20 protein-coding genes are annotated in these 23,385 nt (G+C 63.0%); 8 read left to right on the top strand and 12 right to left on the bottom strand.

Features of this window, described 5'->3' with window-relative positions; genetic code table 11:
* Window positions 1-53: 53 nt before the first annotated feature.
* From PSH81_RS10315 to PSH81_RS10305, 3 genes are read left to right on the top strand one after another with little or no spacing between them, the layout of a single operon-like run.
* Window positions 54-1,058 carry a Gfo/Idh/MocA family oxidoreductase gene (locus PSH81_RS10315; RefSeq protein WP_305392446.1) on the top strand — a complete coding sequence of 335 codons (1,005 nt, stop codon included), beginning with the start codon at window positions 54-56 and terminating at the stop codon, window positions 1,056-1,058.
* Complete coding sequence (locus PSH81_RS10310) at window positions 1,055-1,834, top strand: TIM barrel protein (protein WP_192300914.1); 780 nt, start codon at window positions 1,055-1,057, stop codon at window positions 1,832-1,834. The genes PSH81_RS10315 and PSH81_RS10310 overlap by 4 nt, the downstream gene beginning before the upstream one ends.
* 19 nt (window positions 1,835-1,853) lie before the next feature.
* Window positions 1,854-2,780 carry a sugar ABC transporter substrate-binding protein gene (locus PSH81_RS10305; RefSeq protein ID WP_192300913.1) on the top strand — a complete coding sequence of 309 codons (927 nt, stop codon included), beginning with the start codon at window positions 1,854-1,856 and terminating at the stop codon, window positions 2,778-2,780.
* A 142-nt stretch (window positions 2,781-2,922) separates the two neighbouring features.
* Here the strand turns inward: PSH81_RS10305 and yghU are convergent, their stop codons facing one another.
* Window positions 2,923-3,756: a glutathione-dependent disulfide-bond oxidoreductase gene (gene yghU, locus PSH81_RS10300; protein ID WP_305392445.1), complete on the bottom strand. Its 834-nt coding sequence runs from the start codon at window positions 3,754-3,756 to the stop codon at window positions 2,923-2,925.
* 132 nt (window positions 3,757-3,888) lie between these two features.
* On the opposite strand from yghU, the gene PSH81_RS10295 reads away from it, so the two are divergent.
* Complete coding sequence (locus PSH81_RS10295) at window positions 3,889-4,485, top strand: glutathione S-transferase family protein (protein ID WP_226457364.1); 597 nt, start codon at window positions 3,889-3,891, stop codon at window positions 4,483-4,485.
* 152 nt (window positions 4,486-4,637) lie between these two features.
* On the opposite strand, the gene PSH81_RS10290 is transcribed toward PSH81_RS10295, so the two are convergent.
* Window positions 4,638-5,405, bottom strand: coding sequence for an SDR family NAD(P)-dependent oxidoreductase (locus PSH81_RS10290; RefSeq protein WP_226457363.1), 768 nt, complete (start codon window positions 5,403-5,405; stop codon window positions 4,638-4,640).
* 137 nt (window positions 5,406-5,542) lie between these two features.
* Here PSH81_RS10290 and PSH81_RS10285 point away from each other — a divergent pair, with 137 nt between their 5' ends.
* The gene (locus PSH81_RS10285) at window positions 5,543-6,691 is read left to right on the top strand and encodes an aldose epimerase family protein (RefSeq protein ID WP_305392444.1); all 1,149 of its coding nucleotides are present in this window, start codon (window positions 5,543-5,545) and stop codon (window positions 6,689-6,691) included.
* Between the two features lie 116 nt (window positions 6,692-6,807).
* Here PSH81_RS10285 and araH read toward each other — a convergent pair whose 3' ends face one another.
* From araH to PSH81_RS10250, 7 genes are all read right to left on the bottom strand, one after another.
* Window positions 6,808-7,776 carry an L-arabinose ABC transporter permease AraH gene (gene araH / locus PSH81_RS10280; RefSeq protein WP_305392443.1) on the bottom strand — a complete coding sequence of 323 codons (969 nt, stop codon included), beginning with the start codon at window positions 7,774-7,776 and terminating at the stop codon, window positions 6,808-6,810.
* A 9-nt stretch (window positions 7,777-7,785) separates the two neighbouring features.
* Complete coding sequence (araG, locus tag PSH81_RS10275) at window positions 7,786-9,288, bottom strand: L-arabinose ABC transporter ATP-binding protein AraG (RefSeq protein WP_305392442.1); 1,503 nt, start codon at window positions 9,286-9,288, stop codon at window positions 7,786-7,788.
* Complete coding sequence (locus PSH81_RS10270) at window positions 9,285-10,289, bottom strand: substrate-binding domain-containing protein (RefSeq protein ID WP_305392441.1); 1,005 nt, start codon at window positions 10,287-10,289, stop codon at window positions 9,285-9,287. Before PSH81_RS10270 ends, araG begins: the two co-directional genes overlap by 4 nt.
* An 84-nt stretch (window positions 10,290-10,373) precedes the next feature.
* Complete coding sequence (locus PSH81_RS10265) at window positions 10,374-11,237, bottom strand: SMP-30/gluconolactonase/LRE family protein (RefSeq protein WP_192300905.1); 864 nt, start codon at window positions 11,235-11,237, stop codon at window positions 10,374-10,376.
* A gap of 38 nt (window positions 11,238-11,275) precedes the next feature.
* Window positions 11,276-12,856, bottom strand: coding sequence for an aldehyde dehydrogenase (NADP(+)) (locus tag PSH81_RS10260; RefSeq protein ID WP_305392440.1), 1,581 nt, complete (start codon window positions 12,854-12,856; stop codon window positions 11,276-11,278).
* A 10-nt stretch (window positions 12,857-12,866) separates the two neighbouring features.
* A complete protein-coding gene (gene araD1, locus PSH81_RS10255; RefSeq protein WP_305392439.1) occupies window positions 12,867-13,856 on the bottom strand; it encodes an AraD1 family protein in 990 nt (329 codons plus the stop codon).
* A gap of 16 nt (window positions 13,857-13,872) precedes the next feature.
* Complete coding sequence (locus PSH81_RS10250) at window positions 13,873-15,195, bottom strand: MFS transporter (protein ID WP_192300902.1); 1,323 nt, start codon at window positions 15,193-15,195, stop codon at window positions 13,873-13,875.
* A 192-nt stretch (window positions 15,196-15,387) separates the two neighbouring features.
* On the opposite strand from PSH81_RS10250, the gene PSH81_RS10245 reads away from it, so the two are divergent.
* Both PSH81_RS10245 and PSH81_RS10240 read left to right on the top strand, forming a co-directional pair.
* Window positions 15,388-17,124, top strand: coding sequence for an IlvD/Edd family dehydratase (locus tag PSH81_RS10245; RefSeq protein WP_192300901.1), 1,737 nt, complete (start codon window positions 15,388-15,390; stop codon window positions 17,122-17,124).
* A gap of 48 nt (window positions 17,125-17,172) precedes the next feature.
* A complete protein-coding gene (locus tag PSH81_RS10240; RefSeq protein WP_017739605.1) occupies window positions 17,173-17,895 on the top strand; it encodes a FadR/GntR family transcriptional regulator in 723 nt (240 codons plus the stop codon).
* Between the two features lie 130 nt (window positions 17,896-18,025).
* Here the strand turns inward: PSH81_RS10240 and PSH81_RS10235 are convergent, their stop codons facing one another.
* The 3 genes from PSH81_RS10235 to PSH81_RS10225 form a co-directional block, all read right to left on the bottom strand.
* Window positions 18,026-19,387, bottom strand: a complete 1,362-nt coding sequence (locus PSH81_RS10235; protein WP_305392438.1) for a hypothetical protein — start codon at window positions 19,385-19,387, stop codon at window positions 18,026-18,028.
* Window positions 19,388-19,514: 127 nt separating this feature from the next.
* Window positions 19,515-21,650: a TonB-dependent siderophore receptor gene (locus PSH81_RS10230; RefSeq protein ID WP_305392437.1), complete on the bottom strand. Its 2,136-nt coding sequence runs from the start codon at window positions 21,648-21,650 to the stop codon at window positions 19,515-19,517.
* Between the two features lie 211 nt (window positions 21,651-21,861).
* Window positions 21,862-22,953, bottom strand: a complete 1,092-nt coding sequence (locus tag PSH81_RS10225) for an NADH:flavin oxidoreductase/NADH oxidase (protein WP_192300898.1) — start codon at window positions 22,951-22,953, stop codon at window positions 21,862-21,864.
* 80 nt (window positions 22,954-23,033) lie between these two features.
* Here PSH81_RS10225 and PSH81_RS10220 point away from each other — a divergent pair, with 80 nt between their 5' ends.
* Window positions 23,034-23,345 (top strand): helix-turn-helix transcriptional regulator, encoded by a 312-nt coding sequence (locus PSH81_RS10220; protein ID WP_305392436.1) that lies wholly within the window; start codon window positions 23,034-23,036, stop codon window positions 23,343-23,345.
* Window positions 23,346-23,385 lie beyond the last annotated feature (40 nt).

Below are 23,385 nucleotides of genomic sequence, written 5' to 3'. Positions count from 1 at the left end.
CTCCTTGCCGATCAGGACCGTCCTGAGGCCAACAATAAAAAAGGGGTAATTGCATGACTACACAGAACATCCGCCTGGGCTTGATCGGTGCCGGCCGCATGGGCAGCTTCCACGGCCTGACCGCCGCACGGCACATCCCCGGCGCCAGCCTGGTGGCGATTGCCGATCCGACGCCGGGCCAAGCCGCCCGCCTCGCCGCCGAGCTGGGCGTGGCCAAGGTCTACACCGACCCGCAACAACTGCTCGACGACCCGGACATCGACGGCGTACTCATCGCCGCCCCCGCCCGCAGCCACGCCGAACTGGTGATCAGCGCCGCCCGCGCCGGCAAGGGAATCTTCTGCGAAAAACCCATGGCCATCACCCTCGATGAAGCCGACCGCGCCATCGCCGCCGCGGCCGATGCCCGTGTGCCGTTGCAGGTTGGCTTCAACCGGCGCTTCGCCAAGAGTTTTCGCACCGCCCACCTCGATGTCGTCGCCGGCCGTATCGGCACCCCGCAGTTGCTGCGCTCGCTGACCCGCGACCCGGCGCTGAACAACCCAGCGGCCTCGCCGCAATGGGTGATCTTCCTCGAAACCTTGATCCATGACTTCGACACCCTGCGCTACCTCAACCCTGGCGCCGAAGCCGTGCAAGTGCACGTGATGGCCGACGCGTTGATCGCGCCTGAGTACAAGAGCAAAGGCTTTCTTGACACCGCCGTGGTCACGATCCGCTTCGACAACGGTGCGATTGCCACCGCCGAAGCCAACTTCCAGGCCGTGTATGGCTACGACGTGCGCGGCGAAGTGTTCGGCAGCGCGGGCATGCTGACCATGGGCGGCGTCAACGAGTCCGACCTGGTGCGTTACCTGGCCCAGGGTATCCAGGCCGATACCCAACGCCTGGACACCGACCTGCTGCGCGACGCCTATATTGCCGAGCTCAACCACTTCGCCGATTGCCTGCGCAGCGGCGCCAAACCCCTGGCCAGCGGTGAAGATGCCCGCGCCGCCCTGGCGATTGCGCGGGCGTGTATCGAGTCGTTCCAGCAAGGCCAGGCGGTGGCGGTATGAGCCCGTTCAAACTGGCGATCAGTGCCGAGATGGTGTTTCTCGAACTGCCCTTCATCGAGCGCGTAAAGCGCATCCATGCACTGGGCTTCAGTGCCGAGATCTGGAACTGGACCGACAAGGACATCAGCGCCCTGGCCGCCACCGGCGCCGACTTCACCTCGATGACCGGCTACATCAGCGGCACCCTCACCGACCCCGACGGCATCCGCCGATTGCTCGACAGCGCCCGCGAATCCCTTGGCGTTGCCGAACGTTTGAAGTGCCCGAGCCTCAACCTGCACGGCACCGGCCTGGGTGACGGCGGCCTGCCCGTGCAGCCGGTCAGCCACACCAGCGGGCGCATGTGGTTGAGCGCCTGCAAGACCCTGGAAAAAATCGCCCGCCTGGGCGAAGACGCCGGCCGCGTGTTTCTGCTGGAAAACCTCAACACCGCGGTCGACCACCCCGGCACGCCGTTCGCCCGCGCCGAGGACACCCTGGCGCTGATCGAGGCGGTGGGCAGCCCGCACCTGAAGCTGAACCTGGACCTGTACCACGCGCAGATCGGCGAAGGAAACCTGATCGAGCTGATCCAGCGCGCCGGCAGCGCGATCGGCGAAATCCAGGTCGCCGACGTACCGGGGCGCAAGGAGCCCGGCACTGGTGAAATCCACTACCCTGCGATTGCCAGGGCCTTGCATGCCATGGGCTACCGCGGCGTGGTCGGCCTCGAAGGCTGGGCCAGCGGCGACAGCGAGCTGGCCTTGGAGCGATTCCGCCAAGCGTTCACCCTATAACAATAAAAGGAACCCCCCTATGAACCGCTACTCGTTGATTGTTGCCTCGCTGTTGCTGCTGGTCAGCCCCTGGTCATTCGCCGATTACCGCATCGGCGTGAGCATTGCCCGGGTCGACGACAACTTCATGACCTACGTGCGCAACGGCCTGGAAACGGCCGCCAGGCAACAGGGCGTGCAGATCCAGTTCGAAGACGCCCAGGGTGATGTGGTGCGCCAGCTCAATCAGGTCGAAGGCTTCCTGAACCAGAACGTCGACGCAGTGATTGTGCTGCCGGTGGACACCTCCGCCACCGCCAACATGACCCGCGCCGCCGTGGCCGCCCACAAGCCGCTGGTGTACGTCAACCGCCACCCGGATGAGCGCAGCCTGCCCAAGGGCGTGGTCACCGTGGCCTCCAACGACATCGAGGCCGGACAGTTGCAGATGCGCTTTCTCGCCGAGAAACTGGGCGGCAAGGGCAATGTGGCGATCATCATGGGCGACCTCGCCCAGAACGCGACCCACGACCGCACCGAAGGCGCCAGGCAGGTGCTCAAGGACTATCCCGGGATTAAGGTGGTGGAGCAGCAGAGCGCCGAATGGCAACGCAACAAGGGCATGGACCTGACCAGCAACTGGCTGCTGGCGGGGACGCAGTTCGATGCGATTGTCGCCAACAACGACGAAATGGCGATCGGCGCCGGGATGGCGTTGCAGCAGGCGGGGAAAGCCAAGGGCGAAGTGGCGATTGTGGGGATCGATGGCTTGCCGGATGGCTTGGCGGCGGTGAAGCGTGGGTTGTTGGCGGCGTCAGTGTTCCAGGACCCAAAAGCCCAGGCAGCCAAAGCCGTGGAGTCGGCGATCAGGATGATCAAGGGTGAAGCGATTGAGTCAGAGGTGTGGGTGCCGTTTGAGCTGATCAAGCCCGAGCAGGTCGCGATCTACGAGCAACGCTACCAATAGATTGATATGTGCAGATCCAACTGTGGGAGCGGGCTTGCTCGCGAAGACGGCGTGCCAGTCAGTGGATTTGTCGACTGATACACCGCATTCGCGAGCAAGCCCGCTCCCACACACAAGCCCGCGCCCACCTTTTACAACTGCGTCAATCCAGATCGCTGGCGTCATGGCGCTCGGCCAGTTGCTCATGCGGCTCACCGGAAATCCGGTTCACCCTACGCCCACGCTGCACCGCCGGCCGTGCATCAATCGCATCGGCCCAACGTTGCACATGCTTGTATTCATGCACCGACAAAAACTCCGCCGCACCGTACAAACGGCCTTTGACCAAACCACCGTACCAAGGCCAGATCGCAATATCGGCGATGGTGTATTCATCTCCGGCAATGTACTCGCTGACTGCCAGGCGCTGGTCCAGCACGTCGAGTTGACGCTTGGTTTCCATGGCGAAGCGGTTGATCGCGTATTCCATCTTGCTCGGCGCATACGCATAAAAATGCCCGAACCCACCGCCCAGGTAAGGCGCGCTGCCCATCTGCCAGAACAACCACGACAGGCACTCCGCCCGGGCCGCCGGTTCAGTGGGGAAGAACGCACCGAACTTCTCGGCCAGGTATTGCAGGATCGCGCCGGACTCGAACACACGAATCGGCGTGGCGCCGCTGCGGTCCTGCAAGGCCGGGATCTTGGAGTTCGGGTTGAGGCCGACAAACCCGCTGCCGAACTGGTCGCCGTCACCGATCTTGATCAGCCAGGCGTCGTATTCCGCACCGCTGTGCCCCAGGGCCAGCAGCTCTTCGAGCAGGATCGTGACCTTCTGCCCGTTGGGCGTGGCCAGGGAATACAACTGCAGCGGGTGTTTGCCCACCGGCAGTTGTTTCTCATGGGTAGCACCGGCGATGGGCCGGTTGATGCTGGCGAAGGTGCCGCCGTTTTCGGTGTCCCAGGTCCATACTTTCGGGGGTACGTAGTCGGTCATGCTGACTGCTCCATAGGCGTTTACGATCAACGAATTCGTAGGCCATCTTACCCATTGACGTCCGATATTGCGCAGGCCTATCGCCTGCCCTTACTCTCTTGGGCCAATGACGTTGTGAGCAATGGAGGCTTCATGAAATTGATCGGCATGCTGGACTCGCCCTACGTACGCCGCGTGGCCATTTCCCTGGAGTTGTATGGGGTGGCATTCGAGCATCAATCGCTGTCGGTGTTCAGCACCTTCAACGAATTCTCCCAGATCAACCCGGTGGTCAAGGCCCCAACCCTGGTGCTGGACGATGGCACGGTGTTGATGGATTCGAGCCTGATCCTGGATTACCTGGAAAACCTGGCCCCGGCCGACAAAAAGCTGCTGCCCCAGGCCCCAAAGGCACGCGCCCATGACTTGCAAGTGCTGGGCCTGGCGCTGGCGGCCTGCGAGAAGAGCGTGCAGATCGTCTATGAACACAACCTGCGCCCCGCCGAGAAGTTGCACGCGCCATGGCTGGAGCGGGTCACGGGGCAATTGCTCGCGGCGTATTCGTTGCTGGACAAGCACGTGGCCGACAGTGACGCGCTGAACCAAGCCAGCCTTACGGCTGCGGTGGCGTGGTCGTTCAGCCAGTACACCGTGGCGTCGGTGGTCGATGCCCAGGCATTCCCCAACCTGCAACGCCTGGCAGAGCGACTGGAGCAACACCCTGCCTTCAAGAAATACCCCATCGAATAAACACCCCCTACCCACCTGTAGGAGTGAGTTTGTGTAGGAGCGGGCTTGCTCGCGAAGGGGGAGTGTCAGTTACTGGATTTACCGACTGGTACACCGCCTTCGCGAGCAAGCCCGCTCCCACATGAGTGCTTTGTTGACTGGAAGATTGAAGATCAGACCCACCCACCATCCACGATAAAGTTCTGCGCCGAACACATCGCCGACGCATCCGAGGCCAGAAACAACGCCATGTCGGCGATATGTTCCGGCAGCACGCTGCCCGGCAGGCATTGGCTGCGGCTGATCAGTGCCTTGGCGTCATCATCGACCCACATCGCCAGTTGTTTCTCGGTCATCACCCAACCCGGCACCAAGGTGTTCACGCGGATCTGGCTCGGCCCCAGCTCTCGCGCCAACGCACGGGTCATGCCGTGGGCGGCAGCCTTGCTGGCGGCGTACACGGGGTAGCCGGCCGAGGCCATCATCCAGCCGACCGAACCGAGGTTGATGATCGCCCCGCCACCCGCGCCTTTCATCATCGGCACTACGGCCTTGGCGGCGAAGAAAGCGTGCTTGAGGTTCACCGAGATGAGCCGGTCGAAGGTGTCCGAGTCGACCTCTTCCAGGGTGTGCCGCACGTCATTGGCGGCATTGTTCACCAGCACGGTGATCGGCCCCAGGGAGTGTTCGAAACGCGCGATGGCGGCCTTATAGGCGATCTCATCAGTGATGTCGCACTGCACGAATTCCACCGTATGCCCCCGTGAGCTCAACAACGCCGCCAGGCGTTCGCCCTGGCTTTGGGCGCGGTCCACAAAGCCGACCTTGGCACCCTGGGCGGCAAACGCGCGCACCATGAATTCACCAATGCCCGAGGCGCCGCCGGAAATCAGCACGGTCTTGCCTTCAAGGTCGGGGTAAACGGCGTGTGTGGTGGTCATAAAATGCTGCCTCGTCTAATTAGTCTTATTTTATTTTGCAAAAACCTGTTTAAAGGCTATAAATTCGCTGTCCAACAGACAAAATATCGCACATTAGTAGAACTATTCCACTCAAAACAACAAAAGGAAGTTCGACCATGAAGCACCCTCGATACCTGCTTTCGGGCCTGGCCATGTCCATGCTGATCGCCAGTGGCGGCACCCAGGCGGCAGGCCTGAGCAGCGAGCACAAACCCTTCGGTAAAACCAACGACGGCACCGCCGTCGAACAGTACATCCTGCGCAACAGCCATGGCATGCAAGCCACGGTGATCACCTACGGCGGCGTGTTGCAGGCGCTCAAGGTGCCGGACAAACACGGCAAGGTCGAAGACGTGGTGCTCGGCTTCGACGATGTGCAGGGCTACCAGGCCGGCACGGCGTTTTTCGGCGCGACCATCGGGCGCTTCGGCAATCGCCTGGCCGGCGGCGCGTTTGAACTCGACGGCAAGCGCTACCAAGTGCCGCTCAACGACGGCCCCAACGCGTTGCACGGCGGCGCCCAGGGCTTTGACAAACATGTTTGGACCGCCACGCCAATCAAGGCCAAGGACTCGGTGGGCGTGACCCTCACCTACCTGTCCAAGGACGGCGAGATGGGCTTCCCCGGCAACCTCAAGACCGAAGTCACCTACCGCCTCAACGACAACAACGAACTGCACATCGATTACAAGGCCACCACCGACAAACCCACGGTGCTCAACCTGACCAACCACAGCTACTTCAACCTGGCCGGCGCGGGTAATGGCGACATTCTCAAGCAGGTCGCCACCCTGCACGCCAGCCATTACACGCCGGTGAATGCCACCCTGATCCCGACCGGCGAACTGGCGCCCGTCAAGGGCACGCCGATGGACTTCCTCACGCCGACGCCGATTGGGCAGCGCATCAAGGACGATCACCCGCAGCTCAAGTTTGCCGAGCCCAAGAGCGGTGGGTTTGATTTCAACTGGGCGCTGGATAGCAAGGGCGACGTGAAAAAACTGGCGGCCGAAGTGCGTGATCCTGAGTCGGGACGGCGCTTGCAGCTGTTTACCACGGAGCCCGGGGTGCAGTTTTATACCAGCAACTTCCTCGATGGTTCGGTGAAGGGTAAAGCCGGCAAGACGTATCTGCATTGGAGTGGGTTTACGTTGGAGACCCAGCATTTTCCGGATGCGCCCAACCAGCCGAACTTTGCATCCACCCGCCTGAACCCAGGCCAGACCTACACCCAGAACACCATTTTCAGATTCACCGCGGACTAAAACTGTGGGAGCGGGCTTGCTCGCGAATGCGGTGTGTCAGTCAACACATTTGAATCTGATACACCGCATTCGCGAGCAAGCCCGCTCCCACATTTGGTTCCTCACATGGCTTGGAGTCAGCGTTGTTTCATGCGGTCGATGACCACCGCCAAGAGCAGGATCGAGCCACGGATGACGTACTGGTAGAACGTGTCGATGTTCTTCAGGTTCATCGCATTCTCGATGATCGCCAAAATCAACACGCCCGCAATCACATGCCGAATCATGCCAATCCCACCACTCAACGACACCCCGCCCAGCACGCAGGCCGAGATCACGGTCAGCTCGAAGCCCTGGCCAATCATCGGCTGGCCAGAGGTCATGCGTGACGCCAGGATCACCCCGGCCAGCGCGCCGATCAGGCCGTGCACGGCGAAGATCAGGATCTTGGTGCGATCCACGTTCACCCCGGCCAGCAGCGCGGCCTCCGGGTTGCCGCCAATGGCCATGGTGTTGCGCCCGTAGGTGGTGTAGTTGAGCAGCCAGCCGAAGAACAGGAAACACAGGATGGTGATCAGGATCGGCACTGGCACGCCCAGCAACTGGCCGTTGCCGAACACGAAGAACTGTTCCTGGGACACGCCCACCGCCTTGCCGTTGGCAAAGATGTAGGCCAGGCCGCGCACGATCTGCATGGTCGCCAAGGTGGTGATCAGCGCGTTGACCCGCAACTTGGCGATGACGATGCCGTTGATCAGCCCGACAACCAGGCCCATCAGCAATGCCGCGCCGATGCCGAGCAACACGCTGTCGGTATCGCGCATCACGATGGCCGCGACCACCCCGGCACAGGCAATTACCGAGCCCACCGACAGGTCGAAGTGCCCGGACGCCAGGCAGAACAGCATGGTGCAGGCGGCGATGCCCACGGTGGAAATCGCCAGGCCCAGGCCGCGCATGTTCAGCGGTGAAAGGAAGTTGTCGATAAGCAAGGCGCACAGCAAAAAGATGCTCACCGCCGCCAGCAGCATCGCCCAGTTGTCGAGCAGTGCGCGCACATCCAGGGGTTTGCGTGCCGTGGGCAGCGTGTTGTGTTGAGTGGTCATGGTTCTCTCTCAGTTCGCCAGGCTGCGCGGCAGGGCCAGTTGCAGCAGGTTGGATTCAGTGGCGTGCGCGCGGGTTTGTTCGCCGCGCAGCGCGCCTTCGCACAGCACCAGGATGCGGTCGCTGATGCCCATCACTTCCATCAGGTCGCTGGACACCACGATCACCGCAATGCCCTGGGCTGCGAGGTTATGGATGATCTGGTAGATCTCGGCCTTGGCGCCGATATCGATGCCGCGGGTGGGTTCGTCAAGCAGCAGCACCTTCATCGGCATCGACAGCCAGCGGCCGAGAATGGCCTTCTGCTGGTTGCCGCCGGAGAGGTACATGATCTTCTGCTCGGCATTCGGCGTCTTGACCTTCATCGCCTTGATCTGGTGCTCGGCGTTGCCCTTTTCCCAGCCGTCACGCAACAACCAGCCGAACGCCGAATGGGCGCCACGGGCGCTGATGTTGATGTTCTCGGCGACGCTGGACAGCGGGATGATGCCTTCCTTTTTGCGGTCTTCCGGGCACAGCAGCACCCCGGCGGCGATGGCATCGCGCGGTGAGCGCAGTTGCAGCGGCGCGCCGCACAGCTCCAGGCGACCGGCGCTGGTGCGCTCTAAACCGCTGAGCAGGCGCAACAGTTCGGTGCGCCCTGCCCCGACCAGGCCGAACAGCCCGAGAATCTCGCCCTTGCGCACGTCAAAGCTGATCGGCTCACGCAAGCCGGGGCCTTGTAAACCGTCGACCTTCAACGCCACTTCGCCGTGGTCACGCGGGCGGTAATCGTAGATGTCCTGGATGTCGCGCCCGACCATGCACGTCACCAACTGGTCATGGGTCAGCGCGCTCATGTCGTCGAAGGTGCGCACGAAGCGGCCGTCCTTGAACACCGTCACCGCGTTGCAGATGCGGAACACTTCTTCCATGCGGTGCGACACGTAGAGCACCACTTTGCCCTCGTCGCGCAGGCGCGTGATGATCGCCATCAAGCGGTCGATCTCCCGCGCCGACAGGCTGCTGGTGGGTTCGTCAAACGCGATCACATGCGCGCCACGGGACAGCGCCTTGGCGATTTCCACCAGTTGGCGCTGGCCCAGGGACAGGCGGCCGAGCTTTTCGGCCGGGTCGATTTCATCCGCCAGGCCCTTGAGGCAAGCGAGGGCCTGCTGGCGCAGCAAGCCCCGATTGACCACGCCGAACCGCGACGGCAAATGCCCGAGAAACAGGTTTTCGGCGACGGTCATTTCCGGCACCAGGTGCAGTTCCTGGTGGATCACCGCCACGCCGTTGGCGATGCTGTCGGCGGCGCATTTGAAGGCCATGGTCTGCGCGCCGATCTGCACTGTGCCGCTGCTTGGGATGTAGGCGCCGCCAAGGATTTTCAGCAGCGTCGACTTGCCCGCGCCGTTCTCGCCCATCAGGGCGTGCACCTGCCCGGGGTGGGCGGTAAAGCTGATGCCATCCAGCGCCTTGACCCCGGGAAAGGTCTTGCCGATGCCGTCAAAGCGCAGGGCCGCAGCGGTCATTGCCACAACCCGATTTTGGTCAGTTCTTCCTTGAAGTTGTCGCGGGTGATCAGCGTCACTTCATCCATGGCGGTGTACTTCGCCGGTTCCGTGCCCTTGGTGACCCAGTCGAACATCATTTTCGCGGTGTTGTAGCCCTCGATATGCGGGCTCGGCAGCATAGAACCGAAGAAACCACTGTCAGGCTTTTTCAGCTCGCCGATGGCGTCGGTGCCGTTGATACCGATGCCGATCACGTTGGCCGCCTTGAAGCCGGCGCTTTCGGTGGCGCGCACGCCGCCAAGCACGGTGTTGTCGTTCATGCCGCCGATGATCAGGTTTTTCGCGCCACTGGGCAGCTTGACCAGGGCCGAGTTGGTCGCGTCCATGCTACCGGGGACGTCGAGGGTCTTGGCCGCCGTGAACAGGATGTGCTCCTTGGGCATGCCGGCCTCTTCCAGGGATTTGACCGAGCCGTCGGTGCGTTTCTTGCCGGTGTCGAGTTCGTTGAAGGTGTTGATCACCGCGTAGGTGTCTTTCCAGTCCCAGCCACGTTTTTTCGCTTCGGCCGCCATGGCCGCGCCCTGTTTCTGGCCAACTTCGAAGGCCGCCATGCCCAGGTACGGCACGTCTTCCATAAAGGCGCCCTTGGCATCGACGAAGCGATCATCCACGGCAATGACTTTGAGGCCGTTGGCCTTGGCCTTGGCGACGATGGCCGGGCCGAGGGACACATCCGGCGGGCAGATCACAAAGCCCTTGGCGCCGTTGGCCGCGAGGCTGTCGATGGCCGAAAGGGTTTTCTCGCCATCGGGCACGGCGATCTTGATCACGGTAAACCCATGGTCCTTGCCGGCTTTTTCGGCGAAGGCCCATTCGGTCTGGAACCACGGTTCTTCAGCCTGCTTGACCAGAAAGCCGATCTTCACTTCTTCAGCGGCCAGCAACAGCCCACTCAAGCTCATGGCCGAGACCGCTACGGCGGCGGCGCACAGGGAACGGATACCACGACGACGATTCATAGGGTGACTCCTTGTTGTTGTTTTTAGGTAGAACGGTTCTTGTGGCGAGGGCGCTTGCTCCTCGCCACAGTTCAGGCTCGCTCGTTATCCGGCGAAACGCGTGCAAGGCTTTCCGGGTACATCCACTTCCATTGCCAGCACGGCACCGTCCAACGGGTGATCCAAAGGGCTGGCGGCACTGGTGATATACAGGGTGGTAAGGTCCGGCCCACCAAACACACAACTGGTGGGACGGCTGACAGGCAGTTCAATGATGCGGTCCACCTCCCCATCTGGCGCGATACGCAGCAGGCAACTGCCATCCCAGCGCGCATTCCACAGGTAGCCTTCAACGTCCATCGCCGAGCCGTCCGGCACGCCACGTGCGTGGGCGCCGAACCACGCCTGCGCGGGGTCGAGCTGGCCGTCCGGCCGGATTGCAAACTGGTACAGCGTGCGGTCCATGCTGTCGCCGAAGTGCACCAGGCTGGCATCCTCGTTCCACAGCAGGGTGTTGGGGATGCCCAAGCCGCCGAGCAACGGCGTGACCTGCGCATCGGCATCGATACGAAACAGGCCGCCGGAACGGCGCGTAATCGGCAGGTCTTCACCCTGTTCGCCGATGTTGTTCTGCATGGTGCCCAGCCACAGGCGCCCCCGGGCATCGCAGCGCGCCTCATTGCTGCGGTTGCCCGGCTGCGGGTCGGCGACGCACAACAACGTCAGGGCTTCGGTGACCAGATCCAGGCGATACACACCACTGCTCAACGTCACCAACGCATCGCCGCGCTCACACGGGATGAACGCCGAGACATGCTCGGGCAACTGCCACACCTGCAACTGCCCGCCCATCAGGCGCAGCGCCTGCTTGCCGGCGATATTGACCCAGTACAGCGCCTGGGTGGGCACGTCCCAGAACGGACTCTCCCCCAGTTGCGCACGGTGTGCGGTAACGGCGTGAAACGACATGTTGCCTCCTGGATTGTTGTTGTTCTCAGGTCTGCGTCTTACAGCGGGTCACGCGATGGCGTGCCATCCACCAACCGCTGGATACGCAACGGGTTGGCGTTTTTCAACGCGTCGGGCAGCAGGCTATCAGGGTAGTTCTGGAAGCACACGGGGCGCAGGAAGCGGTCGATGGCCAGGGTGCCGACCGAGGTGCCACGGGCATCGGACGTTGCCGGGTACGGGCCGCCATGTACCATCGAGTCGCAGACTTCGACGCCGGTGGGGTAACCGTTGAGCAGGATGCGCCCGACTTTCTGTTCCAGCAGCGGCGTGAGTTCGGCGAACTGTTGCAGGTCATTCGGTTCGCCAATGAGGGTCGCGGTGAGCTGACCATGCAGGCCGTGCAAAGCGGCACTGAGCTGAGCCTGATCAGCCACTTCGACAAACACCGTGGTGGGGCCGAAGACTTCTTCCTGCAACACTTCATCGCCGTCGATCAACAGGCGCACATCAGCCTTGAACAGCTGCGGCTGCGCCTGATTGCCCGCCTGCGGGTTGCCCGCCAGATGCTCGATGCCGGGGTGTGCGAGGAGTTTTTCCAGGCCCTTGCCATAACTGCCCAGGGTGCCGGCGTTGAGCATGGTTTGTGCCGGTTGATCGCCGATCAATTGCGCCACTTGTTGGGTGAACGCGGTGAAGGCTGGCGAGGCGATGCCGATCACCAAGCCAGGGTTGGTGCAGAACTGGCCGCAGCCCTGCACCACCGAGGCGGTCAGGTCGCGGGCGATGCTTTCGGCGCGGGCTTTGAGCGCCTCGGGCAGCACGAGCACCGGGTTGATGCTCGACATCTCGGCAAACACCGGGATCGGTTGCGGCCGCGCCGCCGCCATGTCGCACAACGCACGCCCGCCCTTGAGCGAGCCGGTAAAGCCCACGGCCTGGATCGCCGGGTGCTTGACCAGCGCCTCGCCGACGCCCGCGCCAAAGATCATGTTGAACACACCGGCCGGCATGCCGGTGGCTTCGGCGGCGCGGATAATCGCGTCTGCCACGCGCTCGGCGGTCGCCATGTGCCCGCTGTGGGCCTTGAACACTACCGGGCAGCCTGCGGCCAGCGCAGCCGCGGTATCACCGCCGGCCGTGGAAAACGCCAGGGGAAAGTTGCTCGCACCAAACACCGCGACCGGGCCCAGGCCGATGCGGTATTGACGCAGGTCCGGGCGCGGCAGTGGCTGGCGCTCCGGCAACGCCTTGTCGATGCGTGCGCCGTAGAAATCACCGCGCCGCAGCACACTGGCGAACAGGCGCATCTGGCCGCTGGTGCGCCCGCGCTCGCCTTTGATGCGGGCAGCGGGCAGCGCGGTTTCGCGGCAGACCAGCTCGACAAAATCATCGCCCAACGCATCCAGCTCATCGGCGATCGCATCGAGGAACTGCGCACGCCGCGCCGCGCTCAATCCACGGTAGGCCGGGTAGGCCTGCGCGGCGGCCTTGGCGGCGGCGTCAACTTCCTGCGCGGTGGCCTGGTAAAAATCCTGGGGCAAGGCTTCGCCGGTGCTGGCGTCGACGCTCTTGAGTGTGACGCTGCCGTTGGCGCTGCGCTGGCCGCCGATGTAGTTGTGGCCGAGAAACTGGGACATGAGGGGCTCCTTAAAGGGTGAGGACGTGGCCGGGTTCGAATGCCGCATCGCTGCTGCCGACGCTATTGACCAACGGCGCGCCGAATTCGGCCTGGCTGATCTCGAACACATCCCCCGGTTGGGTACGTATACCGTCGGCGAATGACAACGTGGCGGTGCCGAAGAAGTGGACGTGCACATCGCCCGGCGTGAGGAACTGGCGGTACTTGAAGTGGTGGTATTCGAGGTTTTCCAGGCTGTGGCACATGTTGGCCTCGCCGCTGAGGAACTCGTTCTGCCAGATCACTTCACCGTTGCGCAGGATGCGACTGCTGCCCGACAAATGCGCGGGCAGCTCGCCGATGCGCAGCTCGGGGCCGTAGCTGCAACTGCGCAGTTTGGAATGGGCCAGGTACAGGTAGTTCTTGCGCTCCATCACGTGGTCGGAGAACTCGTTGCCCACCGCGAAGCCGACGCGATAAGGCCGGCTGTCCGGGCCGATGACGTAGAGGCCGCCGATTTCCGGCTCTTCACCGGCGTCTTCGGCAAAGGGTGGCACCGGGAACGCGGCGCCGGGGCGCACGACAATGCTGCCGTCACCCTTGTAGAACCACTCCGGTTGCACACCCGCCTGGCCGGCCGCGGGTTTGCCGCCCTCCACGCCCCATTTGAAGATGCGCATGGTGTCGGTCAGGGCGGTGTCGTCACCGGCCTGGTGCATCTTGTCGCGGGCCGAGGCGCTGCCCAGGTGGGTCAGGCCGGTGCCGCTGATAAGCATGTGAGCGGGGTCGGGGTGATCCAGCGGTGGCAGAATTTTCAGCGCGGCGAGCAATGCCGCGTAATCGTGGCTGACGCCCAGGCCCAGGCTGTTCACGTGTTGCGCCAGGCCGACGCCGGCTTCGATGGCGGCCAGGGCCAATTCCCGCACGCTGCGGGCGCCCTGCACTTCGCGCAATTGCGCGCCCTGCACCACGCCGACCCGACGCTCACTGTTGTGCACTTCAAACTGAACTAAACGCATGCCTTTTCTCCTTGAATCAAGTACGTGTGGCGCCACGGGCGCTGGCGGCAAATTGGTCGGCGGGCAGCACGTGCTTGCGTTCCAGCAGGCGGTAGACCACGCCGGTCAGCAGCAGGCCGAACACCATCACAGCGGACAGGAAGTACAGGCCCGAAGCGAGGTTGCCGGTGTATTCCTTGAGCGCACCGATCACGAACGGGCCGATATAGCCGCCGAGGTTGCCCACCGAGTTGATCAACGCAATGCCCGCCGCCGCGCTGGCCCCCGCAAAGAAGCGCCCCGGCAAGGTCCAGAACACTGCCGTGCAGGAAAACATCGCGAATGCCGCCAGGCACAGCGCGGCCATTTGCAGCACCGGCACACTGAGCGAGGCACTGAAGAACAACCCGATGGCACCCAGTACGTAGAGCACCGCAAGGTGGCCGTAGCGGTCGTTCAAGCGGTCGGAACTGCGCGGGATAATCAGCAGGCCGATAATGCCGAAGAGGTAAGGCACGGCGGAGATGAAACCCGTGGTGAGGTCGCTGCCGCCGAACTGCTTGATCAGAGTCGGCAGCCACAGGCCCAGCCCGTAGATGCTCAGGGTCACCGGCAGGTAGAACAGCGCCAGCAGCAACACGCGTTTGTCTTTCAAGGCATGCAGCGGGTTGCCGTGGCGGGTCTGGCCGTAGGTTTGCAGGTCTTTGTTCAATTCGCCGGTAAGCCAGGCCTTCTCGTCGGCGCTCATCCAGCTGACCTGCTTGGGCCCGTCCGGCAGGAAGCGCAGCACCGGCCAGGTCAACAGGATCGCCGGGGTGCCGATGACGATGAACAGCCACTGCCAGCCGTGCAGGCCGAGGATGCCGTCCATGCCCAGCAAACCACCGGACACCGGGCCGGTGATCATCATTGCGATGGGCTGGGAGAGGATGAACAACCCGAGGATCTTGCCGCGATGGCGCACCGGGAACCACTGGGTGATGTAGTACAGAACGCCAGGGAAGAACCCCGCCTCCGCCGCGCCGAGCAGAAAGCGCATCACATAGAAGCTGTGCGGGCCCTGCACAAAGGCCATGCCGATGGTGATCGTGCCCCAGGTGATCATGATCCGCGCAAACCAGCGCCGTGCGCCGAAGCGGTCGAGCATCAGGTTGCTGGGGATCTCGAACAGGAAGTAGCCAATAAAGAACAGCCCCGCGCCCAGGCCATAGGCGGCGTCGCCGATGCCGACGTCGGCGCCCATGTGCAACTTGGCGAAGCCCACGGCGGAACGGTCCACGTAGGCGATCAGGTACAGCAGGATCAGGAAGGGAATCAGTTTCAGCGTGATGCGCCGAATAAGCCGCAGTTCCTGGCTCATGGGTCGATCTCCGGATTGTTGTTTTTATAGAAGCTCGGGGGACGCCTCTCGCGAAAATCCGCCAGGGTCATACCTCAGTTGAGAAAGACTATATAGTAGGACTATTTGCAAAACAACTCTTCCAAAGCAGCGATTTTGCGCTTATGTTTAAGCACGCATAGAACATATAGTCATACAATAAGAGAATCGATCATGTCTGATAAAAAGCCCGGCCTACGCTCCGCCCAGTGGTTTGGTACTGCCGACAAGAACGGCTTCATGTACCGCAGCTGGATGAAGAACCAGGGCATTGCCGACCATCAGTTCCATGGCAAACCGATCATCGGCATCTGTAATACGTGGTCGGAGTTGACCCCGTGCAACGCGCATTTCCGCCAGATCGCCGAGCACGTCAAACGCGGCGTGATCGAGGCCGGTGGCTTCCCGGTGGAATTCCCGGTGTTCTCCAATGGCGAATCCAACCTGCGCCCTACCGCCATGCTCACGCGCAACCTGGCGAGCATGGACGTGGAGGAAGCGATTCGCGGCAACCCGATTGACGGCGTGGTGCTGCTGACCGGCTGCGACAAGACCACCCCCGCCCTGCTGATGGGCGCCGCCAGTTGCGACGTGCCAGCCATCGTGGTCACCGGCGGGCCAATGCTCAACGGCAAGCACAAGGGCCAGGACATCGGTTCGGGCACAGTGGTCTGGCAGCTCAGCGAACAGGTCAAGGCCGGCACGATTACCCTGGACGATTTCCTCGCGGCCGAGGGCGGCATGTCGCGTTCGGCGGGCACCTGCAACACCATGGGCACCGCCTCGACCATGGCCTGCATGGCCGAGGCGCTGGGTACTTCCCTGCCCCACAACGCGGCGATTCCAGCGGTGGATGCGCGACGTTATGTGTTGGCGCACATGTCTGGCATGCGTGCGGTGGAGATGGTGCGTGAAGACTTGAAGCTGTCGAAGATCCTCACCAAAGAGGCGTTTGAAAACGCGATCCGCGTGAACGCGGCCATCGGCGGTTCGACCAACGCGGTGATTCACCTCAAAGCCATCGCCGGACGCATCGGCGTCGAACTCGACCTGGACGACTGGACCCGCATGGGCCGCGGCATGCCGACCATCGTCGACTTGCAGCCGTCGGGGCGCTTCCTGATGGAAGAGTTCTACTACGCCGGCGGCCTGCCCGCCGTGTTGCGCCGCCTCGGTGAAGCCAACCTGATCCCGCATCCGAATGCGCTGACCGTGAACGGCAAGTCCCTCGGCGAGAACACCAAGGACTCACCGATCTACGGCAGGGATGAAGTGATCCGCACGCTCGACAACCCGATCCGCGCCGACGGCGGCATTTGCGTCTTGCGCGGCAACCTGGCGCCGCTGGGTGCGGTGCTCAAGCCGTCGGCCGCCAGCCCGGAACTGATGCAGCATCGCGGCCGTGCGGTGGTGTTCGAGAACTTCGACATGTACAAGGCACGCATCAACGACCCGGAACTGGACGTGGATGCCAACTCGATTCTGGTCATGAAGAACTGCGGGCCGAAGGGGTACCCGGGCATGGCCGAGGTGGGCAACATGGGCTTGCCGGCCAAGCTGCTGGCACAGGGCGTGACGGACATGGTGCGGATTTCCGACGCGCGCATGAGCGGCACCGCGTACGGCACCGTGGTCTTGCACGTGGCGCCGGAAGCGGCGGCTGGCGGGCCGTTGGCCACGGTGCAGGAAGGTGACTGGATCGAGCTGGACTGCGCCAACGGCCGCCTGCACCTGGACATCCCCGACGCCGAACTGGCGGCGCGCATGGCCGATCTTGCACCGCCGCAGAAGCTGATCGTCGGCGGCTATCGCCAGCTGTACATCGACCATGTGCTGCAGGCGGACCAGGGTTGCGACTTTGACTTCCTGGTGGGCTGCCGAGGGGCGGAAGTCCCCCGGCATTCCCACTAATTGGGATGCTATGATGCGGCGTCTTTAAGCCAGAGCCTCCCCGTCGTTATGGATCACCAGCCGCCCAAGCCGCGCAAGAGCATGCATGCCCAGATCGTTCAGGACTTGGGCATGCACATCGTTTCCGGGCGCTTCAAGCCCGAAGAAAAGCTGCCCCTGGAGGCCACGCTCTGCGAGGAGTACAAGGTCAGCCGCTCGGTGTTGCGCGAGGCGACGCGGGTGCTCAGCGCCAAGGGCCTGGTGTATTCCAAGCCACGGGTCGGCGCGGTGGTACGGCCACGCTTGAAATGGCACCTGCTCGACCCGGACGTGCTGTCCTGGTTGATGCAGTCCACGCCCCACAGCGAATTCTTCAACACCCTGGCCGGTGTGCGGCGCATCCTCGAACCGGAAATCGCCGCCATGGCCGCGACCACGGCTACCGACGAAGACATCGCCACCATCGAAAAAGCCTACCTGGGCATGGAAACCGCGAAGACCCACGAGGAGCTGCTACAGGCCGACCTGGACTTCCACCGCGCCATCGCCGACGCCACGCGCAACGACCTGCTGGCCTACATGTGCAACATGCTGTCGTTGCCGCTGCGCGAATCGATCAACATCACCAACCGCCGCCCCGACATCCAGGGCCTGAGCCTGCCCCGGCACAAGGCGATCCTCACCGCGATCCAGAACCGCGACGCACTGGGTGCGCGGCATGCCTCTCTGGTGCAACTGGACGACACACGCGTAGCGCTGGACACCGTCATGAACGTCCTCACCCCCCTGTAGTGAGCAGGCTTGCCCGCGCTGGGTGGCGAAGCCGCCCCAAACGGTGCGCCGCGGTGTTTCAGAAAAACCGGGGGGCTGGATTTGGGGCGGCTTCGCCGCCCGGCGCGGGCAAGCCCGCTCACTACGGGGTTTAGTGCAAGCGGTAGGTGTTGAGGACGGTGTCGGCGCCGTAATCCTGCTGGCTCCAGATCACCCGGTCGCTTTTCCCCTCAAACCCGCGCACGCCCATGTAGCCGTCCAACGCCAGGCGTTTCCAGGACTGGCCCCAGTCCTGGGAATAGAACACCGCGTCGGCCGAGATGTTCGCCTCACTCCACCAATACAGCCAACGCGGCGGACGGTGGCCGCTGTAGGTGTTGACCAGCAGGCTGTTGCGTCCTACCCACAGCCCGAACGCCCGGGTCTTGGCGGGCAGTGGGGAGAACACGTTGGGTAACTCGCCCAGGGGTTTCCAGGCCAGGCTGCCCGTGTCCAGCTCGGCGACCAGCGTGCGACCGCTGGAGCCCTGGTCGATCAGCCCGATCACACGACCGGCGCCGTTGTCGGCCAGTTCGGAGATATACAGGCCGTTGTCCCGCTGCAGGTTCTCCACTTGCCACTGCCCAGCCACGCGTTGCACCTGCACACGGGTGGTGACGCTGAACGCCAGGTTATCGCTCTTGCCATCGGGATGGCTGGCCCAATAACGCTGGGACACCCAGATAAACGCACGCTGCGGGCTGACTTGCAGGACGTGGGTGAGTTGGTCGACCGAGTCGCGCCACTCCTGGATGTCCGGATGCTGGCTGCGCACGTAGTCGGCGGTCACTGCCAGCGGCTCTGTCACCGTGATCGGCGTGCTGTGGGCACCGCCATCGGCGGAGTAAAACACCCCGGACAGCGGCTCGATGTCGTCGGCCCAGCGCCAGGCCCAGACCTCGTCCTTGCCGTAGAAGTACGGCGTGATCGTGGTGGCCGCACCGCTCACGTCTGGGAAAAACCCGTCACGCAGCCACGCCCAGCTTTTGCCCTGGTCATCGCTGCGAAACACCACGTTCTGGGCGCCCCCATCGTCGGCCCGATAAATGTCCGTCAACAGCACAACCCTTGCACCTTCTGCACTCGTCACCAGGCACGCCGTGCCACTGACCTGTGCTACCGGCTTGAACACGCCGTCGGCATCCAAGCGCGCGATTACGCTGGTTTGGGACGTGTCCCGTGGTTTGCCGGCAACCAACCCATTCAGGTCGATGCGCTCGGCCGACGGCGCCAGCTGTTCATATTCATTTTCCACGCGCCCCACCAGCCACGTGCCCTGGGCGGTCACCACCACCCCGGTGCAGTCCTTGGCGACCGCCCGTGGCCGCACGCCGGGCAAGGTGCCGAGGGTCTGTTGAGCGGGGCTGGCGCCGCCGATTTGCTGGGTGGCGCTGATGAGAATCCAGCAGTACCAGAGCGCCAGGACGACCACCAGCGTGAAAAGCACACGGGCTATCAGGGTTGAACGAGGCATGAGATGTCCATATCCGGGAAAATGGACATGCTTTTCTCATCGAATGGGGGTGGACGTAAATGCTTATCGGCGGGGATTTGTCAGGGGTGTGACGCGGCTTGCAATTGGCTGCAAGCCGCGCGGGGTTTTACAGGGTGTAGGCGATGCCGACCTGGACGGTGCGGGGGGCACCGGGGTAGGCGTAGATATTACCGAACGCACCTTCTTCAAACTCGCGATTGAACAGGTTTTTCACGTCGAGGTTCAGGCGTACTTTGTCGTTGACCTTGTAGTAGCCAAGCAGGTCGACGACGGTGTAGGCATCCATGGCGAACGAGGTGTTTGCCGTCTGGCCTGCGCGCTCATCCACGTATTTGGCACCTGCACCCAGGCCAAGGCCCTTCAGCGTGCCGTCCTGGAACTCGTACACGTTGAGCAGGCTGAAGCTGTTGCGCGGGATGTTCATCAGGCGGGTGCCGGAGCGGAGCGTGGTGTCCTTGGTGACTTCGGCGTCTACATAGGCATAGCCGCCGATGACCCGCCATTGCGGCGTAAGGTTGCCCGCCACGTTGAGATCGAAACCACGGCTGCGCACCTGGCCTGCGGCAACGCTGAAGGCCGAATCCACCGGGTCGGTGGCGAGGACGTTTTTCTTCTCGATCTGATAGATCGCGGCATCGACGCTCAGCTGGCGATCCAGTGCTTCCCACTTCACACCCATCTCATAGGACTTGCCCTTCTCCGGCTCGAACCCGCCACCGACGCGGGCCGCGCCGGTGTTTGGCTTGAACGAACGCGCAGCGTCGGCGTAGATCGCTACGGTGTCGGTGAGGTCGTAGGTCACACCCACGCGCGGAGTGACCGCGTTGTCCGCGGCGCTCCAGGGTTTGACACCGCTCACATAGCTTTCGTAGTCATGTTCGAAGCGCTCGAAACGCGCGCCGGCCAGCACTTTCAGGCGCTCGGTGAGCGCAACCTGGTCCTGCACGAATGCGGCGTAAGTCTTGAGGTTTTCCTTGTCATGGGTCGGTGTGCGGGTGAGCGGCGGACGTGCCTGGCCGTAGACCGGATCGAAGATGTCGATGGGGTAAGTGCCAGCCGCCGCACTGGAGCGCTGGATGATCGATTTGTAGTCGTAGTTTTCAAATTCGACACCGGTCAGCAAGGTGTGCTCGAAACCGCCTGCGGAGAAATGCCCGGTGAGGTTGAGCTGGGTGTCTTTGTCGGTCCATTCCAGCTTGCGGTAGTTGAAGTTGCGTTGCAGGGTGCGACCGTCGGCGTTCAGGCTGGCGGGACCGTTGGCCTCAATAGCATTGCCCTGCAACGTCCCATCCAACCACTGGAATCCACCGCCCAAGGTCCAGTTCTCATTCAGCAGATGCTCAAAGCGCAACTGCGCCATGCTGTTGTCGTTGTGCAGCTTGCCCACATCCTTGTCGCCCCAGAACGTATCGCGGGACGCGGTGCCTTTTTGATTGGCGAAGCGCGTCAGGCCACGGTCCAGCGGGTGGTTGTTGCGCATGAAGTCGCCTTCGAAGATCACCTTGGTGTCGTCGCTGGCCTGCCAGGTGATCACTGGCGTCACGCCGTAGCGCTCGGTTTCCACATGATCACGAAAGGTCTCGCCGCCCTCGCCCACCACGTTCAGGCGATAGGCCAGGCGGCCTTCGTCATCCAGCGGGCCGGAGGCGTCGAGGGTGCCGCGCTTCATGCCTTGGTCATTCAGTTGGCTGCCCAGGGTCACGGTGCGCTCGGGCAGTGGTTGCTTGGACACCACGTTGAATGTGCCGCCTGGGTCGCCACGGCCGTAAAGCATAGTGGCCGGGCCGCGCAGTACTTCGAGGCGTTCGATGGTGTTGGCGTCCGGCATGTTCGGGTAGCCACGGTTGATCGGGAACCCGTTGCGGTAGAACTCGCCAGTGGTGAAACCGCGCACAGTGAAGGTAGTGAGGCCCTGGCCGCCGAAGTTGTTGGCACGGCCGACGCCGCCGGCGTAGTCCAGCGCGTCTTGCAGGCGGGTGGCGCCGATGTCTTCGACGGCATCCTTGGTCACTACGCTGATGGATTGCGGGGTTTCATGGATCGAGGTGTCGGTGCGCGTCGCACTGGCGGAACGTGTGGCGAGGTATCCCTTGACCGGGCCTTGGGCGGTCTCGTAGTCCGCGGTGCCGGTGATGGAGGTGGCTTGCAACTCCACGCTGGCTTTGTCGGTCGGGGCGACTTCTGCCCAGGTGAAGGGGGAAAACGCCTGAAGCACACAAATGGAAACCAGGGTACGACGCATGAATGATGAACCTAGTGAATGAGCCAAATGGAGCGGCATAGCTGCCAGATTTTCGCGGCGCGATGCTATACCAATCGTAGACCAATTGATATGCGTTCTCATTCACTATTTTTCGGGTAACCACTTTGTATCGGCTTGACGCGAAGCAACGGTGGGAGGGAGCAAGCCCCTCCCACCGTTGGATTTTTTCCAGCCTTGGCGTTATCGCCAATCAGCGATAGCGCTCCAACCAATGCGCGTAAGGCGCCGGCAAGGTCCACGACGCCTTCTCCACGCCCAGTTCCTTGGCCGCAAAGTACGCCCAATGCGGATCAGCCAAATGGGCACGGCCGACCGAAACCAGGTCCAGATGCCCGGCCTGCAAGGCTTCTTCCGCCAGATGCGGCGTGCCAAACCCCCACGCCGAAGTCACCGGGATACCGGCTTCGCGGCGCACGCGCTCGGCAATCGGACCCATGAATGCCGGGCCCCACGGGATATGGGTGTCCGGGATGGTAAAGCCGACGCTGACGCTCAACAGGTCCAGGCCACCGGCCTTGAAACGACGGGCCAGTTCGATGGATTCGGTGAGGGTCTGCTCGTCACGGCCGTCGTATTCGAGCACACCGAAACGCGCGGTCAGCGGCAGGTTTTCCGGCCAGACTTCGCGCACGGCGGCCAGGGTTTCCAGAAGGAAGCGGCTGCGGTTGTCAAAGCTGCCACCGTAGGCGTCGGTGCGCTGGTTGGAGTGTTCGGAGAAGAAACTCTGGCCCAGGTAGCCGTGGGCGAAGTGCAGCTCGATCCATTCAAAACCGGCGTCGCGGGCACGGCGGGCGGCGTCGACGAAGTCCTGGCGTACGCGGGCGATGTCGTCCAGGGTCATGGCGCGAGGCACTTGTGGCAGGTTGGCACCAAAGGCAATCGCCGACGGCGCGATGGTTTCCCACGCGCGGGCGTCGGAAGCGGGCATATGGTCATCGCCTTCCCACGGGCGGTTGGCACTGGCCTTGCGCCCGGCGTGGCCGATCTGGATGCCCGGCACCGAGCCGGCAGCCTTGATCGCCTTGACCATCGGCACAAACGCGGCCGCATGGGCATCGCTCCAGATCCCCGCGCAACCCGGGGTAATACGGCCTTCCGGCGCCACGGCGGTGGCCTCGACCACCACCAGCCCTGCCCCACCACGGGCCATGCTGGCCAGGTGCACGTGGTGCCAGTCGTTGACGATGCCGTCATCGGCCATGTACTGGCACATCGGCGGGATGGCGATGCGGTTGCGCAGGGTGACGTCTTTGAGTTTGAACGGTTCGAACAAGGCGGCCATGGGACGACTCCAGCAAGGGGGTGGTTGATTCGATAGTTCGATGGTAATCGAACTATAGTATTCAGCGATAGCCCCCTGTTATGATTCGTTTCATGCGAGCCTTCAAACACCCCCTTGTCCAAGACCTCACCCTCGAACGCGTGCTCTACGCGCTGAGCGACCCGGTGCGCCTGGAAATCGTGCGTTGCCTGGCCGGTGTTGCCGAAGCCAGCTGTGGCGAACTGGATGGCGGGCGGCCCAAGTCGAGCATGTCCCACCACTTTCGTGTGTTGCGCGATGCCGGGCTGGTGCAGACGCGCAATGTGGGGACCACGCACATGAACTCATTGCGCGGCGATGAGCTGGAAACCCGCTTCCCGGGCTTGCTCGCCAGCATCCTCGCCCAGCAATAAGAAACGTTTCAGCAGCGAACCTTTCCCCCCTACCCCGCGT

The organism is Pseudomonas sp. FP2335, from assembly GCF_030687535.1.
Taxonomy (GTDB): Bacteria; Pseudomonadota; Gammaproteobacteria; order Pseudomonadales; family Pseudomonadaceae; genus Aquipseudomonas.
This window is presented reverse-complemented; position numbering and strand designations above follow the sequence as displayed.